Genomic DNA, 15,712 nt, shown 5'->3' with positions numbered 1-15,712 from the left:
AAAGGCCGTTCCCGTCCACGCTAGGGGAACGGCCTTCCCGGTGCACCTCGGGCCGGATCCGGCGTACCGGCCCTCAGCCGGCGGCCCGGACGGGCAGGTGCCGCGCGAAGAAGGAGAGCAGCCGGCCGCGCACGGCGGGCACGCTCCTCGCCGGGTCGATGCCGCCGACCAGCTTGACCCTGTCCCCCGCGGTCATCAGCCCGGCGGCCTGCAACTGGGGCGCTATGGCCGCGTAGTCGGTGAACACCCAGTGCGCGGCGTCGTCGATCCGCAGACGGCGGGTGCGGCCGCCGGGGTGGGCGAGCATGGCGGCCCAGGAACGGTCGATGTCCGCGTCGCGGAAGCCGTCGGTGCCCAGCAGGAGCAGCGGCCGGTCCACCCCCTCCCGGGCGACGGGGAACAACTCCCCTTCCCCGCCGGGCGCGTGGGGCGGATGGTTCAGATAGCCCTCCAGGTCGACCGCGGCGCCGATGCGCCGGTCCTCGTACATCGCCTCGGCGGCGGTGGTCCCTCCGGCCGAGTGCCCGTACATCCCGACCCGGCGCGGGTCCAGCGCGCGGCCGAGGCCCTCCGGCAGCCGGCGCCCCTCCGCGTCCGGGTTCCGGCCGGCGGCCAGCGCCTCCAGCCGGTCCAGCACGAAGCGGGTGTCCGCGATCCTGGTGCCGATCAGGGCGCGGAAGAGGCCGGGGTCCTTGCGGGGGTCCGATTGCAGCACGGTGTGCCGGACCCCGGGCCGCCACGGCGCCCGCCGGGGGAACTCGACCTCGGAGGCGTCGCCGGGATGATCGATGGTCACCACCACATAGCCATGACTGGCCAGTTCCTCGGCGGTTCCGGTGCCCATGGTGCGCGGGTCGCCGCCTCCGGGGCTGTACAGCAGCACCGGCCGGCGCCCGGCCCGCGCGGGAGCGCCCGTGTGCGCGTGGGTCAGGGTGGCCGCCCAGTCCACCCCCGCCTTCGGCAGTTCCGGGTGCAGCAGGGGGTCGATCATCTCCCTCGCGGCGCCCCCGGTCATGTGCGGTGCGCGCGGGTACCCGTGGACGTCACGGGCCGGGTAGAAGACCGTGACCATCACTTCCCGGACCGGGATCGCCGGATCCCACGGGTCCCTCCTGGTCCGGTCGACCAGGTGGAGCTCGGTCGTCCCGATCCGGTACGGGCCGGTCGGCGCCGGCAGACGGACGGTCAGGCCCGCCGCCGCGCGCTCCCGCGCCCGGGCGGGGCCGCCCCCGCCCGTGACCAGCAGCGCGACGGCCGCGACGGCCGACGCGGTGACGGTCCGTCGGCTCACTCCGGGCTTCACTCCGGGGTTCACTCCGGGCCTCACTACGGCCGCACCCGCATCCTTGTTCCCGCCAGTAGACATGGCTCTCCCCTCACACCTGTGACATCGGTCCTTGCGCCGTGTGGCGGCCCCCTGCGTGAATGGCGGGGGCAATGACCCGAATGCTGGCGTGCGGGCCGGGGCGCGGGCGAGGGTTCAGTCCCTGACCGAAACGATGGCGCGGCATCGCCGGGGAGAGTAGTGATCCGGATTCATTTCACGGCCGCCGACTTCGCCCGGGTGCGTTTCGCGTCCCGGCCGGCCCCGCTGCAGGAGTTGAACGCGGCGCTGATGATGCTGGTGAGCGGCCACCGGGACGAACTGCTCTTCGGCCGCTGGAGGCAGCGCGTGGCCCGGTCCCTGCCGACCGCCGTCGAACCCCTCGGGGACCTGGTCCCGGGGGCGGTGGCCCCCGCCTTCCTGGACGTCTTCAGCACCTCCCTCCGGGAGGGGCTGGACACCGTGCGGGCGTCGCACCCGGACGTCGTCCGCTCCGAGATCGAGCGCGTGTACGCCGGTCACGGCGCCCCCGCTCCCCTGTGGGTCCGCGACCTGCACCGGGGTGACGCCGGCGCCTGGCAGGTCCTGCGCCGCGCCCAGCACGCCGCCTTCGAGACGGTCCTGGGACCCGTGTGGCCCCTGGTGCAGGACCTGCATCAGGCGGAGTTCACCCGGCACGCCCTGACCGTGGCCGAGCACGGCATCGGCACCGCGCTCACCGGACTCCTCCCCGGCGCCCGGCTGCACGGGAACGTCTGGGAGTTCGACGGCCCCGGCCCACAGGACGTCAGCCTGCACGGGCGGGGGCTGGTGCTCGTACCCACCTTCCACTGGACCGGCCATCCGGTCGTCGCCGATCCGCCCGACGGCCCCCTGTTCCTGACCTACCCCGCCGGTCCAGGCCTTCCGCTCTCCGCGACCGGGGCGCCCGGCACGGAGGAGGCGCTGGCCGCGGTGCTCGGCCGCACCCGCCTCGCCGCCCTGTTCCTGCTCGCGGAGGAGCACACCACCGGCGACCTCGCGCGTCGGCTGGGTGTCAGCGACGCCACCGCGTCGGCCCATGCCGCCGCGTTGCGCGGCGCGGGCCTGATCACCACGGTGCGCGCGGGCCGGGCGGTCCTGCACCGGCGCACCGCTCTGGGCGGCCTGCTGGTCCGGCGGGGCGGGCCGGAGCGGGCCGGGCCGCGAACGCGGCCGCGGCCGGACCTCAGCGGCGCGGGGCGTCCAGCAGGTCCGTGACGAATTTGCGCATCGCGAGGGGGCGAGCGGGAGTGCGCGATCAGGAAGGCGCGAGGAGGGACGCCGCGAGGAGCAGGCCGATCGCGCTCCCCGCCTCCGAGACGGCCCCCGAGCGCACCGCGGCCACCGCGTCGCCGAGCGGCATCCAGTGCACGGTCATCGTGGCCTCGGTCGGGTCCCTGCGCAGGGACCCGTGCCGCAGGTCGGTGGCGAGGAAGAGGTGCGCCACGGCGGACGTCCGGGCCGGGAGCGGGTGGTAGGCGGTCAGCTGGCGCAGCGTGCCCGGGCGCCGGCCGGTCTCCTCCTCGCATTCGCGCGCGGCCGCGTCCTCGGGCCGCTCGCCTTCCGCGATCGCGCCGCCCGGCACGTGGAGCAGGCGGGCGCCCGGCGGGTAGAACGCGTCCTCCACGAGGGCGACCCTGCCGTCCTCGTCGATCGCGACGACCCTGGCGCCGTCCGCGATGGTCAGGCGGTCGTACGTCCCTTCCGTGCCGTCGGGCTGCAGGACGCTGTCGTGGTGCAGGGTGAGGTGGTCGCCGCGGTGCACGGCCCGGCTGCCCAGCCGGGTCCATCCGCGCGGCCGCGCGTCAAGGTCGTCGCTCATCGCCGTGCACAACGCCCCCGGCCGCGAATCGTTGCGGCGCGTACGCACACCAAAAGGGAGAGGCCGCCGGATTCGGCGGCCTCTCCCTTGTGCGTGCTCGTGGAGCACATTTCTGTGGAGCTAAGGAGAATTGAACTCCTGACCTCCTGCATGCCATGCAGGCGCTCTACCAACTGAGCTATAGCCCCGTGTTCCGTTGTGTCCGCCGGGCTTCCCTGGCGGCACGGAGAACATTACACGGACATCCCGCCCGTCCGCCAAATCGGTCCGCGCCCCCGCGGCAGGTGCCCGGCTGCCCCGTACGGGTGACACGCCGGATCGTCGCCCGAGGGCTGGGCATGCACTCGTGTGCCCTGTGATCGGACAGAAGGACGGACCCCATGAAGCGTGCCCCTCAGCGTGCCTCCGCACGGACGCGTCGGTTCCTGCGCGCCCTCGCCTGCGCGACGGGGGTGACGGCGCTGATCGTCACCGCCACCCCCTCCGCGTCGGCGGGCGGCAGGAGCTGCTCCGGCCAGGCCTGCCTCACGGTCGACGGGACGGGCCGGTACGCGGCCAGGGCGACGGCCACCACTCCGCCGGGCTCGCAGTTCTTCGGGCACTTCCGCATGTACGGCGGCGGCCTGAACGGCACGAGCGCGACCCAGCACTGGCACGAGGGCTCCAAGTACACCCTCGCCCTGGGCCGCAACCTCCCCGACCACACGAAGATCTGCGTCGAGGGGTGGGAGCACCTCGAGGAGAAGCGCGTCGCGCGCGGGCGCACCTGCGTGGACATCCACGCCTGAGGACGGGCCGGCCGTCGCCCGCCCCGGCTTCCGGGTGAACACTCACGACCGCCTGTGTCACCGCTCCACCCCCGAGGAAGGCATCGGAAGACGGGGGACGGCCGCCCCGCGGGAAGCGCGGCGCGGCCCGTCCTGGCCGTCGTGACGTCGCACCGAGGAGAACGCCGTGGAGATGCCTCAGGTGGCCGTGTGCCAGGTCGCCGACTGCGCGTACAACCAGGACACCACCTGCCATGCCCTGGCCATCACCGTCGGCGACGGGACGCACGCCCGCTGCGACACGTTCTTCACCTTCCCCACGAAGGGCGGCGACTCCTCCGCCGTCGGCCGGGTCGGCGCGTGCAAGGTGTCCGGCTGCCTGCACAACGTCGGGCTCGAGTGCCAGGCCCCCGGCATCACGGTGGCCGCGCTGCAGGACACGGCCGACTGCCTGACGTACACCATGCGCTAGCGACGGGCCGCGGGCCGTTCCGGCACCCGGGCGTCAGGAGGAGGGCGTCGGCCCGGCCATCTGCTCGCTGACCCATTGCATGGGGCCCGCCATGTTCGCGAGGTACGTGGCGCCGTTGTGGTCGCCGCCCGGGATCTCCCAGAGCTTGGTGTGGACCGGCCCCTTGCCGTAGGAGGCCATGAACTTCTTGACGCCGGCCATGGTCGCCGGGTTCTCCTTCGTGCCGACCTGGAAGGCGACGTAGACGTCGGGTCCCTTGGCGGCGATCAGGTTCTTCGCCAGCACCTCGGGGTTGTTCTCGGCCTTCTCCTTCTCGTGCCCCCGCCACAGCGGGGAGTCCGGGACGATGTCCGGGCCGTTGGCGACGGCGGCCTTGAACTTGTCGGGGTGCTTGAGCACGGACTTCATGCTCGCGAAGCCACCGGTGGAGGAGCCCATGTAGCCCCAGCCGTCACGGGACGCGATGGTACGGAAGTTGGCCTTCATCAGGTCCGGGACGTCCTCGGTCAGCCACGTGCCCATCTTGGCCTGGCCGGGGATGTCGCTGCCGTCCCAGTAGATGCCCTTGTCGTCCGGCCCGGGGTTGAGGATCGGCATGGCCAGCAGGAAGGGCTTGCTCTTGCCCTCCTGGTACCAGGAGGAGACGCTCTTCTCGAGCGAGATCTTCTGCTTGCCGAACTGCCCCAGGGCCCAGTAGTTGCTGTCGTTGCCGGGCCCGCCGGGCAGGGCGATCAGGACGGGGAACCCGCTCGAGGCGAACTTCGGGTCGTCGGTGTACTCCTTGGGCGCCCAGACCCACACCTTGCCCTTGAACCCGGACTTCTTGCCGTCCAGGGTGACGACGCTGACCTTCGTGCCGTCGGAGAGGGTGTTGACGTTCGTGAACGCGGCCTTGGGGCCCGTGGGCATCAGGGTTCCGGTGCTGCCCTTCGCCCCGTTCGCGCCGTCGGACCGGTCGTAGCTGACCGGGTCGCCCTTGTCCGTGAAGGGCGGGATCTCGTAGTAGCTCATCACCGGCCAGGCGATCAGACCGAGCACGGCTATGGATGCCACCGCGACGATCCATCGTCGTGCGCGGGACGCCCGGCGGCTTCCCCGGGAGCGGTAGGCCCCGGTGGTTGAGTGCGTCATCGTATTGCTCCGGCTGGTGCTGCCCCTGAGGACAAGACGGTCAGTTCCGTCCCTGCTGATGAGGGATCCGGCGCCGGAGGTTCCAGGAATGTCCCGCTAACGGGCCTTTGCAACACAACCATCACATGACCGGCGGCTCCACGTGCCCGGCCATCCAGCGCATGACGGCCTCGGGCAGCGCCGGGTTCCCCGGAAGACCGTCCCTCCCGGTCCGGTGAATTCCGTCGGGCCGGGGGCCGCGGGCGGGAGGCGGCGGCGGTGGGCGTCACCTGATCAGGCGGCGTCGGCGGGAAATCCCCCCGGCCTGCGCCGGTCGCCGGTCTACTGGGCGGGCCGCCGTGCCACCGGGGTGCGGGGCACGAACAGGGGACATGTCATGAAGAAGATCGTCGTCGCGCTCGCCGCTCTCGCCCTCGGCTTCGCCGGCGCCGGGCCGGCGGCCGCGGCTCCGAACGGTGTGCACTCCCACTGCGGGAAGTACATCTGCGTCATGACGGCCCATCACAACCGGTTCGTCCAGGACATCACCGTCCAGACCAAGGACGGCCTGCCCGGCACGCTGCGCTCGTACTGGGGCAAGTTCCACTCCCCCAAGGTCAACGCGGCCTCCCACCGCTGGGAGGTCGGCTACGAGCAGGCCAACGCCAAGCTCGTGTGCGGCGGCCTCGACCGCGACGGCCGCTCCATCGAGGACGGCATCTGCGTCAGCATCTGACCGCTTCCGCCGACGCCCGCCGCACCCTCGGGCGCCCTCGTGCGCCCCCGCGCGTCCGGCGCTCAGCCGGTCTGCTGCTTCTGCGGCTTCGCCTCGCTCGGCCGCACGATCACGAAGCCCTCGCCCTCCAGCTTGAGCTGGACGGCCTCGCCGGAGCCTCCGCGCAGCATGGAGCCGAGGCTCTGCGAGCGGTGCAGGGAGGTGCGCAGGGCGGTGGACCAGCCGACGACGGCGTCGGTGTCCACGAAGACCGGGGCCTGCGGGGAGACGGGGATGACGATGGGGTTGCCCTCGCAGATCACGCCGAGCTTGCCGTGGCCGGTGAAGACGCTGTTGAACAGGCCGCCGCCGGTCATGCCCGCGCCCTTGACCGTCTGGATCTCGTAGGAGAGCGTCGGGTCGAAGCACAGGACGTTGCGGCCGTTGATGGTCAGGCTGTCGCCGGGGGCTATGTCGACGATGAAGCAGTTGGCCGCCTCGTGCGCGAACCACACCTCGCCCTGGCCCTGGACGGTCATCAGCGCCAGGCCCTCGCCGGTCACGGCGCGCTTGAGGAAGTTCCCCACGCCCTGGCCCTGCTTCTCGAACTTCAGGTTGCCGCGGTAGGCGACCATGGCGCCCTGGCGGGCGTAGCACTCGCCGTTGACGGCGTAGACGATGGATTTGGCGTTGTGGACGGACATGCCGGGCGCGGTGGCCGGCTTGGCCATGTTCTCGTGGGCGAAGAGGTCGCTGTGCATGACGTGCATGATCGCCTGAAAACCGGCGTTCCGGCAACGGGCGCGCACCCGGGGCCGGAGGCCGCGCCGGGGCGCACGCCGCTCAGGGCAGGCGCTGTTCCGTCCAGACCGTCTTTCCCTCGCGCCCGTAGCGGGTGCCCCAGCGTTCGGTGAGCTGGGCCACCAGGTACAGGCCGCGGCCGCCCTCGTCGGTGGTGCGCGCACGGCGCAGGTGCGGGGAGGTGTTGCTGGTGTCGGAGACCTCGCAGATGAGGGCGGAGCCGAGGATGAGCCGCAGGGTGACGGGGCCGCCGCCGTAGCGGTAGGCGTTGGTGACCAGCTCGCTGACGATGAGCTCGGTCGTGAAGACCAGTTCGTCCAGCTGCCAGGCGCCGAGCCGGCCGGCGGCCATGGCGCGGGCCTGGGAGGCGGCGACGGCTTCGGCCGGCAGGGTCCAGGTGGCCACGCAGTCGTCCCCGAGCACGCGGGTGCGGGCGAGGAGGAGGGCGACGTCGTCGGGGGGCTTCGCGGGCAGCAGCGCCTCCACGACGGACTTGGCCGTCTCGTGCAACGGCCGGGCGGGGCCCGCGAGTTCCTCGGACAGGCGGGCGAGCATGTCGTCGACGTCGTGGGCGGGGGTGTGGATGAGGCCGTTGGTGTAGAGGGCGAGCATGCTTCCCTCGGCGAGTTCGAACTCGGCTTCCTCGAAGGGCAGTCCGCCCAGTCCGAGCGGCGGCCCGGCGGGCAGGTCGGGGAAGCTCACCTGTCCGCCGGGGGCCACCACGGCGGGGGGCGGGTGGCCCGCGCGCGCCACGGAGCAGCGGCGGGAGACGGGGTCGTAGACGACGTACAGGCAGCTGGCCCCGGTCACCTGGTCCAGCGGGAAGTCGCTGGTGCCGGCCTCCTGTTCGGCGGCGAGCCGGTGGACGAGGTCGTCCAGGTGGGAGAGGACCTCCTCCGGGTCGAGGTCGAGTTCGGCCAGGGTGTGGACGGCGGTGCGCAGGCGGCCCATGGTGGCCGCGGCGTCGATGCCGTGCCCGAGGACGTCGCCGACGACGAGGGCGACGCGGGCGCCGGACAGGGGGATGACGTCGAACCAGTCACCGCCGACGCCCTCCGCCGCGCCCGCGGGGATGTACTGGTGCGCGACCTCCGCCGCCGGCAGGTCGGGCAGCTCGGCCGGCAGCAGGCGGCACTGCAGGGTGAGCGCGGCCTGGTGCTGGCGGGTGTAGCGGCGGGCGTTGTCGATGCAGACGGCGGCGCGGGCGGCGAACTCCCCGGCGAGGGTGAGGTCGTCGGCCTCGAACGGATCGGGGCTGCGGGAGCGCCACAGGGTGACCAGGCCCAGTACGAGTCCGCGCGCGGCCAGGGGGAGCATCATGGCGGAGTGGACGCCCAGGCTCCGCGCGTGTTCCGCGCGGTCCTGCGCCACCGCGGCGAGGTCGTCGGTCGTGCGGATGTGGGGGACGAGGATGGGCACCTGGTCGGCCAGGCAGCCGGCCTGGGGGGTCCCGGGCGGGAAGTGGATGAGCGCTCCGAGCGGGTTGACCGCGTCCTCGGAGCCCGGGACGAGGGATCTGATGGCGGTCCTGCGGACCGGTCCGAGGCCGTCGGGGTAGGGCTCCTCGCCGCGGCTGACGGGTTCGAGGAGGTCGACGGTGGCGCAGTCGGCGAGCTCGGGCACGACGACCTCGGCCAGTTCGCGGGCGGTGGTCTCCACGTCGAGGGTGGTCCCGATGCGGGCCCCGGCCTCGTTGAGGAGCGCCAGCCGGAGTCTGGCCCGGTGGCGTTCGGTGACGTCCTCGACCAACTGGGTGACGCCGAGGATGTCGCCGGCCGAGTCCTCCATGCGGAAGGCGGAGACCGAGACGAAGCGCGTGTGCGTGGGGTCGGAGCGCAGCCGGCAGGGCTGCTCGGTGAAGATCATCGGCCGTCCGGTCTCCAGCACCTCCCGCAGCCGGCGCTCGATGGTCTGCGTGTCCTGGTCCACCAGGAAGTCGCCGGTGCGCCGGCCCCTGGTCTGTTCCGCGGTGACGCCGCCGATGCGGGCGATGGCGCGGTTGATGCGCAGGATGCTCAGGTCGGGCGCGTGGACGGCCAGGCCGATGGGCGACCGCCGGAACAGGCCGTCCAGGACCGACCGGTCCGTCTCCCACTGGATGACCTCCCGGGCCGGGGAGCCGACCAGGAACCACTCCTCCCGGGGGCTCTCGCGGGTGACGTGGCGGGCCCGTACGCCCAGGTGGAGCCGGGTGCCGTCGCGGTGGACGACGGGGACGACGCCGAACCAGCCGGCGGTCCGCCGGCAGGCCTCGGCGGCCTGTGCGACCAGGTCGCGGTCGCCCGGGGCGACCAGGGCGTCGAGCGCGGGCCGGCCCATGACGTCGGCGGCCCGGTGACCGAGGAGCGCCTCGGCGCGGGGCCCCCAGCCCACGACCCTGCCGCGGTGGTCGACCACGGCCGTGGCGGCGCTGGCGACCGAGAACGGGTCGTCCGGGCTCTCGTGGAAGAGCGTCGTCGGGTCGTCCATCACGCCGGCCTCCTTCCGCCGGACCCGTCGGGACGGAACGTTCTCCTTCCACAGTGAGGGGTGGGCGACCTCGGCGCCTGTCAGTCCACGGGGCTGCGGCCGGCCCCGGGCGGCGGGGCCGCGCCCTACGTGGCGGGCTTCGCGCGGACGTGCATGCGTTCGCCCTGCGGTCCGAAGAGGCTGAGGAGCTCGACGGGCGCCCGGCCCGTGCTGCCGAACCAGTGCGGCAGCCGGGTGTCGAACTCGGCGGCCTCCCCCGCCCCCAGCACGATGTCGCGCTCGGCGAGCACCAGGCGCAGCTCGCCGCTCAGCACGTACAGCCATTCGTAGCCCTCGTGCGTGCGCGGCTCGGGGACGCTGCGCGCGGTGCCGATGACCATCTTGAACGCCTGCGGCCCGCCGGGCTGCCGGGTCAGCGGCACCACCGTGCAGTCGTCCCCGTGCTTGAGCGGTCTCAGCCGCACGCGGGGGTCGCCGACCGGGGGCGCGCCGACCAGTTCGTCCAGCGGCACCTGGTGGGCGTGCGCGATGGGCAGCAGGAGCTCCAGGCTCGGCTTGCGCTGCCCCGACTCCAGCCGGGACAGCGTGCTGACCGAGATGCCGGTGGCCTCGGAGAGCGCGGCGAGGGTGCAGGACCGCTGTCGGCGGATGCGTCTGAGCCTCGGCCCGACGGCGGCGAGAACGTCTTCCATCCCCTTATTGCAGAAACGGCAACAAGGTTTGTCAACCGGCCTGCCCCGGGCGCAGGGTCGGCGTGTGGCCCGGGGCCGGGAGGCGCCGGGCGGGCCGGAACCCGACGACGACGTGACGGAGATGTGTGATGAACGACTTCGACTGGGCCGCGATGGCCGACCTGCTGGAGCTCGAGGGCGAGGCGCACAGCCCTTACGTGCGGCAGGCGTTCGAGGAGCTGGGGCACCTGACGCCGCGCCGCATCCTGGACGTCGGCAGCGGCCCCGGCGTGGCGGCCTGCCGGCTGGCGGCCGCGTTCCCGCAGGCCGAGGTGACCGCGGTGGACGGGACGCCGGAGCTGCTGGCCCGCGCCGAGGAGCGGGCCGCGCGGCTCGGCGTCCGGCTGCGGACGCGGGTGGCGGAGTTCCCGGCGGGGCTGGCCGGTCTCGGGCCGGCCGACCTGGTGTGGTCGGGGCAGGTGGTGCATCACGTCGGCGACCAGCAGGGGGCGCTGGACCGGCTGGCCGGGCTGCTCGCGCCCGGCGGCGTCCTGGCGATCGTCGAGGGCGGCCTGCAGGAGCGCCGGCTGCCGCGCGACCTGGGCTTCGGGCGGCCCGGGCTGGAGGCCCGGGTGGACGCGGCGATGGCCGCGCGCTTCGCCCGGATGCGGGACGGGCTGCCGGACTCGGTGGCGGTGGTCGAGGACTGGCCCGGCATGCTGCGGGCCGCGGGCCTCACCGACGTGCGGAGCAGGACCTTCCTGGTGGACCGCCCCGCGCCGCTGGCCGAGGAGCACCGGCGGTTCGTACGCCGGTCGCTGGAGCGGCAGCGCACGGGGCTGGGCGAGTTCCTGGACGCCGAGGACCTGACGACGCTGGACCGGCTCCTCGACCCGGCCGCCCCGGAGGGCGTCGACCGGCGTGCGGACCTGTTCCTGCTGACCGCGAAGACCGTGCACTTCGGCCGGCGCCCGGGGCACTGACCGCGCCGCCGCCGGGAGGGTCACCCGGCGCGGTGTCCGTCACCGCAGGGCGCGGACCAGGACCCTCAGCTGTGCGTCCAGGGGCGGGCGGCCCGGGCCGCGGAACAGGCCCGGGCCCTTGGCGAGCGCCGCGCGCGTTCGGCGGGACGCCGGCCGGATCCCGGCGCCGCGCCCCCGGGCACGCGACCGGCCGCCGGTCCCCGCCGAAGCGGGGCCGGCGGCCGGCCTGATCGCTGCGCCTGGCGCCTACGGCACGACCTTGAGCAGCTTGTTGGGCGTACCCGCGCCCGGGTTCGACACCTTGCCGTCGGTGGCGCCCTGCGTCAGCGCGCCCGCGACCTGCTCCGGGGTGGCGTCCTTGTGACCGCCGAGGTAGACCGCGGCGGCACCCGTGACGTGCGGGGTGGCCATGGACGTACCGGAGATGGTCTTGGTGCCGGAGTCGCCGTCGTTCCAGTCGGAGGTGATGTCCGAGCCGGGAGCGTAGAGGTCGACGACGGCGCCGTAGTTGGAGAAGTCCGACTGCTGGTCGTCCTTGGTGGTGGAGGCGACGGTGATCGCCTCCTTCACCCGGGCCGGGGAGCCCTTGCCGGCGTCGGTGGACTCGTTGCCCGCCGCGACGGCGAAGGTGACGCCCGAGGCGATGGCCTTCTGCACGGCCGCGTCGAGCGCCTCGTCCGCCCCGCCGCCGAGGCTCATGTTGGCGACGGAGGGGCCCTTGTGGTTCTTCGTGACCCAGTCGATGCCGGCGACGACCTGCTCGGTGGTGCCCGAACCCTGGGCGTCCAGGACCCGGACGGCCACGATCTTGGCCTTCTTGGCCACGCCGTGCGCCGCGCCGGCGATGGTGCCGGCCACGTGGGTGCCGTGGCCGTTGCCGTCCTCGGCCTTGTCGTTGTTGTCGACGGCGTTGAAGCCGTACACGGCGCGGCCGCCGAAGTCCTTGTGGCTGATGCGCACACCGGTGTCGATGACGTACGCGGTGACGCCCTCTCCGGCGCCGTCGGGGTAGGTGTACTTCCCGTCGCCCTTGGTCTCGGCCTGGTCGATGCGGTCCAGCCCCCAGGAGGGTGGGGCCTCCTGGCTGGCGTTGATGCTGAACCGGTGGTTCTGGACGACCTTGTCCACGGCCGGGTCGGCGGCGAGCCGCTTGGCCTCGTCACGGTCGAGACCGCTGGCGGAGAATCCGTTGAGGGCGGAGCTGTACGTGCGGTTCAGCTTGCCGCCGTAGCGTTCTGCGAGGTCCTTTCCCTGCGTGGATATGGAAGGGGCGGCGCCCTTCTTGCCGTCCTTCAGCAGGACGATGTAGCTGCCATCGATGGCGCCCTTGGCGTCGGCACCGTAAACGGTTCCTTCGGCGGGCGCCGCGGCACCGGCGGGCAGGGCCAGCAGAGTGGCTCCGGCGGCGACGGCCGTCACGGCGGAAATGGCCAGTACGATCCGCCGGTTGCCGGTGCGCTGGTGAGTCGGCATAAGGAGGTTTCCTCCTCGCGAGGTTGTGGGGGGGGAATTGCGCGTTGTCGCACAACGCACCCGGAGCGAAGGAGTCCGCTCCGGGTGTTCAAAACCCTGTCAGTCTTGACGCGCTCAATTCAACTCCCGTCCAGAGGTGTGACATACGCAACGCTCCTGCGTAAATGCAAACACCAATGAACGACGGCAAAGCGGACGATCGCGTTCAAGCGCCGTTCCCCACAAGGGAATTGAGATCCGGCCGGTCTGGCCGGAATCCCTCCCTCCGACCGCGGCTCTCCCGTCAGTGCGTGAGGATCGCGGGGTCGCTCACCCCCGGCTCGCCGTTCTCGACGTGTCCGGCGAAGCGGCGCAGGAACGTCGCGTCCCCGTCGGACACCACCGACACGTCGTACCAGCGCTTGCCGCGGCGCAGGTCCAGCTCCCGCACCACGCGTCCGCCCGCGGGAACGGTGAAGGTCTCCTTCGTCGCGCCGTACGCGTCGGTGACCGTCAGATGGCAGGCGGCGCTTCCCGCGTTCGTCATGGTCAGCTCGAGGCGGCCGCTCGCACCCTTGTGACGGGCCGTCACCTCCGGGCCGACCGCGTCAGCGGTCCCCCTGAAGACGCGCAGGAAGCCGTTCGGGCCGTACACCGAGAGGTCGTACCGCCCCTTGGAGTACGCCGCGTTCCAGGTGTCCGAGATCTTCTTGCCTGCCTCGGTGGTGTACGTCCACGGGCCGTCCGTACGGTTGGCGGAGGTGACGGTGAAGCAGGCGCCGGCCCGCTCGCCGCCGCTGAACGTGAGCGCGAAGCGCCCGGTCCGCGGCGTCGCCGCGCCGTCGGCCAGCGGCGCGTAGCACAGCGGCCGGGTGGGCTTGGCGCCCTTCTCCTGCTTGGGGAGGGAGGGGCTGGCGGGCGGCTTCGGCACGTAGTCCGGGTGGCGCTCGCGGTCCTTGGGCTCGTAGGCGGCGGTGTCCGGCAGCTCGGCGGGCTCCGGACGGCGCAGGCTGAAGTCGAACGCCGAGGTGAGGTCGCCGCAGACGGCGCGCCGCCAGGGCGAGATGTTGGGCTCGCGCACGCCGAAGCGGCGCTCCATGAACCGGATGACGGAGGTGTGGTCGAACACCTCGGAACAGACGAAGCCGCCGGTGCTCCAGGGCGAGACCACGATCATCGGGACGCGCTGGCCGAGCCCGTAGGGGCCCGCGGAGTAGTGGCCGTTGCCGCCGAAGACGTCGAGGGCGGTGTCGACGGTGGACAGGCCCTGTGCGGCGGAGGCCGGCGGGAAGGGCGGCGGCACGTGGTCGAAGTAGCCGTCGTTCTCGTCGTAGGTGATGAACAGGGCGGTCCTGCTCCACACCTCGGGGTCGGCGGTGAGGGCGTCCAGGACCTGGGAGATGTACCAGGCCCCGTAGTTCACCGGCCAGTTGGGGTGCTCGGAGAAGGCCTCGGGGGCGGCGATCCAGGAGATCTGCGGGAGCCGGCCGGCCTTGACGTCGGCCTTGAGGAGGTCGAAGTAGCCGCCGCCCTTCTTGACGTTCGTGCCCGTGCGGGCCTTGTCGTGGAGGGGGTCGCCGGGCTTGGCGTTGCGGAAGTTGTTGAAGTAGAGCAGGGAGTTGTCGCCGTAGTTACCGCGGTAGGCGTCCTTGATCCAGCCCCAGGAGCCGGCCTGGTCCAGGCCGTCGCCCTCGTCCTGGTAGATCTTCCACGAGATGCCGGCCTTCTCCAGCCGCTCCGGGTACGTGGTCCAGTCGTACCCGGCCTCCTCGTTGCCCAGCACGGGGCCGCCGCCCTTGCCGTCGTTGCCGGTGTGGCCGGTCCACAGGTAGTAGCGGTTGGGGTCGGTGGCGCCGATGAAGGAGCAGTGGTACGCGTCGCAGACGGTGAACGCGTCGGCCAGCGCGTAGTGGAAGGGGATGTCCTCGCGCGTCAGGTGGGCCATCGTGCCGGCCGACTTGGCGGGGATCCATCTGTCGTACTTGCCCTGGTTCCAGGCCTTGTGCCCACCGGCCCAGTCGTGGTTGAGGCCGGCGATGAACCGCATGCCGAGGTCCTCGGCGTCGGGGCGGTAGGGCAGCACGTCCCTGGCGCCGTCCGACTGGTACCAGACCGGCTTGCCGCTGCCCAGGGTCACCGGGCGCGGGTCGCCGAATCCGCGGACGCCCTTGAGTGAGCCGAAGTAGTGGTCGAAAGAACGGTTCTCCTGCATCAGGACGACGATGTGCTCGACGTCCTCGATGCCGCCGGAGCGGCGCCGGGCGGGGATGGCCGCCGCGCGCTCGATGCTGCTCGACAGGGCCGCGAAGCCCGCGGTCGCTCCGGCGATCTGGAGGAAGCGCCGGCGGTTGAGTTCAACCATGAGTCTGGAGACCTCTTGGAGTCTGGGGACGGGGACCGAACGTGTCTGGCGTAGCGCCAGGCAAGCGTTCCAAGAGGAGCGAGTGCCGGGGAAGGGGTGGTGTCGTCCGCGTGAAGGAACACGGTCGTCGTGACGAACAGCACTCCCCGGTGCGGCGGCGCACGCGACGTGACGCCGGCACGGAATTGGGCCCGCCGCCGGTTTGGGCGGCGGAAGGGAGGGCACTCGGGTGCTCACCCCCGTCTCCACAGGCCTGCGGGGGTGCGTCGCACGAGGAGGTTCGATGGAGCGCGCGAACAGCAAGCACGGAGCCAAGCGGGACGACGAGCTCAAGAGGGAGGTGGCGGAGCTGATGCGGTCGGGACGACCGACGCACACCCAGGAGTGGCGCGACGCGGAGTCCCCGGCGGCGGACGAGGCCCCCGAGGGGATGACCGCACCCCGGGAGGGCCGCGGCGCCCGCTGACGTGGCAACCGGCGGTCCCGGTCCAGGGGTAGACCGGGGCCGCCGGGGGTGTCCGAGGGGAGCGGACGACCCGAAGAGAACACCGCCGGGACGACGAGGAGGGTGGTCGTCCCATGGCGTTCGCCACTCGGCACCGGGGCTCGCCGTCGCGAGCGCTCAATTCCGGTTCAGCCCATCAGGCCCAGGCGCCACATGCAGTAAATATATTTACTGCCGAGTATGCAAGAGCATGAAAAATTTCATTCGATCCGAGGCATGAAAATCTCCGGAACCGGGC

Annotated in this window: 14 protein-coding genes and 1 tRNA gene; 6 read left to right on the top strand and 9 right to left on the bottom strand. The window is 72.5% G+C overall.

Going from position 1 to position 15,712, the window contains the following annotated elements:
* Positions 1-73 precede the first annotated feature (73 nt).
* On the bottom strand, positions 74-1,291 hold the full coding sequence (locus tag IE295_RS07865; protein ID WP_190062779.1) for an alpha/beta hydrolase family protein: 1,218 nt from the start codon (positions 1,289-1,291) through the stop codon (positions 74-76).
* A 234-nt stretch (positions 1,292-1,525) separates the two neighbouring features.
* Between IE295_RS07865 and IE295_RS07860 the strand changes: the two genes are divergently transcribed.
* Positions 1,526-2,563, top strand: coding sequence for an ArsR/SmtB family transcription factor (locus IE295_RS07860; RefSeq protein ID WP_190062778.1), 1,038 nt, complete (start codon positions 1,526-1,528; stop codon positions 2,561-2,563).
* 40 nt (positions 2,564-2,603) lie between these two features.
* Here IE295_RS07860 and IE295_RS07855 read toward each other — a convergent pair whose 3' ends face one another.
* A complete protein-coding gene (locus IE295_RS07855) occupies positions 2,604-3,167 on the bottom strand; it encodes an NUDIX domain-containing protein (protein WP_190062777.1) in 564 nt (187 codons plus the stop codon).
* Positions 3,168-3,282: 115 nt separating this feature from the next.
* Positions 3,283-3,355: transfer RNA gene (locus IE295_RS07850), tRNA-Ala, on the bottom strand.
* Positions 3,356-3,547: 192 nt separating this feature from the next.
* Between IE295_RS07850 and IE295_RS07845 the strand changes: the two genes are divergently transcribed.
* Together IE295_RS07845 and IE295_RS07840 are read left to right on the top strand one after the other, a co-directional pair.
* Positions 3,548-3,955, top strand: coding sequence for a hypothetical protein (locus IE295_RS07845; RefSeq protein ID WP_190062776.1), 408 nt, complete (start codon positions 3,548-3,550; stop codon positions 3,953-3,955).
* Between the two features lie 172 nt (positions 3,956-4,127).
* Positions 4,128-4,406 (top strand): DUF1540 domain-containing protein, encoded by a 279-nt coding sequence (locus IE295_RS07840; RefSeq protein WP_224323534.1) that lies wholly within the window; start codon positions 4,128-4,130, stop codon positions 4,404-4,406.
* Positions 4,407-4,439: 33 nt separating this feature from the next.
* On the opposite strand, the gene IE295_RS07835 is transcribed toward IE295_RS07840, so the two are convergent.
* On the bottom strand, positions 4,440-5,450 hold the full coding sequence (locus tag IE295_RS07835; protein WP_224323533.1) for an alpha/beta hydrolase: 1,011 nt from the start codon (positions 5,448-5,450) through the stop codon (positions 4,440-4,442).
* Positions 5,451-5,913: 463 nt separating this feature from the next.
* Between IE295_RS07835 and IE295_RS07830 the strand changes: the two genes are divergently transcribed.
* Complete coding sequence (locus tag IE295_RS07830) at positions 5,914-6,252, top strand: hypothetical protein (RefSeq protein WP_190062773.1); 339 nt, start codon at positions 5,914-5,916, stop codon at positions 6,250-6,252.
* 62 nt (positions 6,253-6,314) lie between these two features.
* Here IE295_RS07830 and IE295_RS07825 read toward each other — a convergent pair whose 3' ends face one another.
* The 3 genes from IE295_RS07825 to IE295_RS07815 all read right to left on the bottom strand — a co-directional run bounded on the left by IE295_RS07825 (position 6,315) and on the right by IE295_RS07815 (position 10,193).
* The gene (locus IE295_RS07825; protein WP_190062772.1) at positions 6,315-6,992 is read right to left on the bottom strand and encodes an AIM24 family protein; all 678 of its coding nucleotides are present in this window, start codon (positions 6,990-6,992) and stop codon (positions 6,315-6,317) included.
* Between the two features lie 82 nt (positions 6,993-7,074).
* On the bottom strand, positions 7,075-9,501 hold the full coding sequence (locus tag IE295_RS07820; RefSeq protein WP_190062771.1) for a SpoIIE family protein phosphatase: 2,427 nt from the start codon (positions 9,499-9,501) through the stop codon (positions 7,075-7,077).
* 125 nt (positions 9,502-9,626) lie between these two features.
* Entirely contained in the window at positions 9,627-10,193 is a 567-nt protein-coding gene (locus tag IE295_RS07815; protein WP_190062770.1) for a helix-turn-helix domain-containing protein, read from the bottom strand.
* Positions 10,194-10,321: 128 nt separating this feature from the next.
* Here IE295_RS07815 and IE295_RS07810 point away from each other — a divergent pair, with 128 nt between their 5' ends.
* Positions 10,322-11,155 carry a class I SAM-dependent methyltransferase gene (locus IE295_RS07810; RefSeq protein ID WP_190062769.1) on the top strand — a complete coding sequence of 278 codons (834 nt, stop codon included), beginning with the start codon at positions 10,322-10,324 and terminating at the stop codon, positions 11,153-11,155.
* Positions 11,156-11,401: 246 nt separating this feature from the next.
* On the opposite strand, the gene IE295_RS07805 is transcribed toward IE295_RS07810, so the two are convergent.
* Positions 11,402-12,628: a S8 family peptidase gene (locus IE295_RS07805; RefSeq protein ID WP_190062768.1), complete on the bottom strand. Its 1,227-nt coding sequence runs from the start codon at positions 12,626-12,628 to the stop codon at positions 11,402-11,404.
* A 283-nt stretch (positions 12,629-12,911) separates the two neighbouring features.
* Positions 12,912-14,969, bottom strand: coding sequence for a phosphocholine-specific phospholipase C (locus IE295_RS07800; protein ID WP_190062767.1), 2,058 nt, complete (start codon positions 14,967-14,969; stop codon positions 12,912-12,914).
* Between the two features lie 283 nt (positions 14,970-15,252).
* Here IE295_RS07800 and IE295_RS07795 point away from each other — a divergent pair, with 283 nt between their 5' ends.
* Positions 15,253-15,435 (top strand): hypothetical protein, encoded by a 183-nt coding sequence (locus IE295_RS07795; RefSeq protein WP_190062766.1) that lies wholly within the window; start codon positions 15,253-15,255, stop codon positions 15,433-15,435.
* Positions 15,436-15,712 lie beyond the last annotated feature (277 nt).

The organism is Streptomyces griseocarneus (assembly GCF_014655595.1).
In the GTDB taxonomy this organism is placed as follows: domain Bacteria; phylum Actinomycetota; class Actinomycetes; order Streptomycetales; family Streptomycetaceae; genus Streptomyces; species Streptomyces griseocarneus.
The sequence above is the reverse complement of the archived record's forward strand: the minus strand, read 5'-3'. Positions and strand labels throughout refer to the sequence as shown.

Excerpts from the sequence above, each read along its gene's own strand:
- IE295_RS07855 (WP_190062777.1), bottom strand. The coding sequence starts at position 3,167 with ATGAGCGACGACCTTGACGCGCGGCCGCGCGGATGGACCCGGCTGGGC.
- IE295_RS07845 (WP_190062776.1), top strand. The coding sequence starts at position 3,548 with ATGAAGCGTGCCCCTCAGCGTGCCTCCGCACGGACGCGTCGGTTCCTG.
- IE295_RS07840 (WP_224323534.1), top strand. The coding sequence starts at position 4,128 with ATGCCTCAGGTGGCCGTGTGCCAGGTCGCCGACTGCGCGTACAACCAG.
- IE295_RS07830 (WP_190062773.1), top strand. The coding sequence starts at position 5,914 with ATGAAGAAGATCGTCGTCGCGCTCGCCGCTCTCGCCCTCGGCTTCGCC.
- IE295_RS07825 (WP_190062772.1), bottom strand. The coding sequence starts at position 6,992 with ATGCACAGCGACCTCTTCGCCCACGAGAACATGGCCAAGCCGGCCACC.
- IE295_RS07820 (WP_190062771.1), bottom strand. The coding sequence starts at position 9,501 with ATGGACGACCCGACGACGCTCTTCCACGAGAGCCCGGACGACCCGTTC.
- IE295_RS07815 (WP_190062770.1), bottom strand. The coding sequence starts at position 10,193 with ATGGAAGACGTTCTCGCCGCCGTCGGGCCGAGGCTCAGACGCATCCGC.
- IE295_RS07810 (WP_190062769.1), top strand. The coding sequence starts at position 10,322 with ATGAACGACTTCGACTGGGCCGCGATGGCCGACCTGCTGGAGCTCGAG.
- IE295_RS07805 (WP_190062768.1), bottom strand. The coding sequence starts at position 12,628 with ATGCCGACTCACCAGCGCACCGGCAACCGGCGGATCGTACTGGCCATT.
- IE295_RS07800 (WP_190062767.1), bottom strand. The coding sequence starts at position 14,969 with ATGGTTGAACTCAACCGCCGGCGCTTCCTCCAGATCGCCGGAGCGACC.
- IE295_RS07795 (WP_190062766.1), top strand. The coding sequence starts at position 15,253 with ATGGAGCGCGCGAACAGCAAGCACGGAGCCAAGCGGGACGACGAGCTC.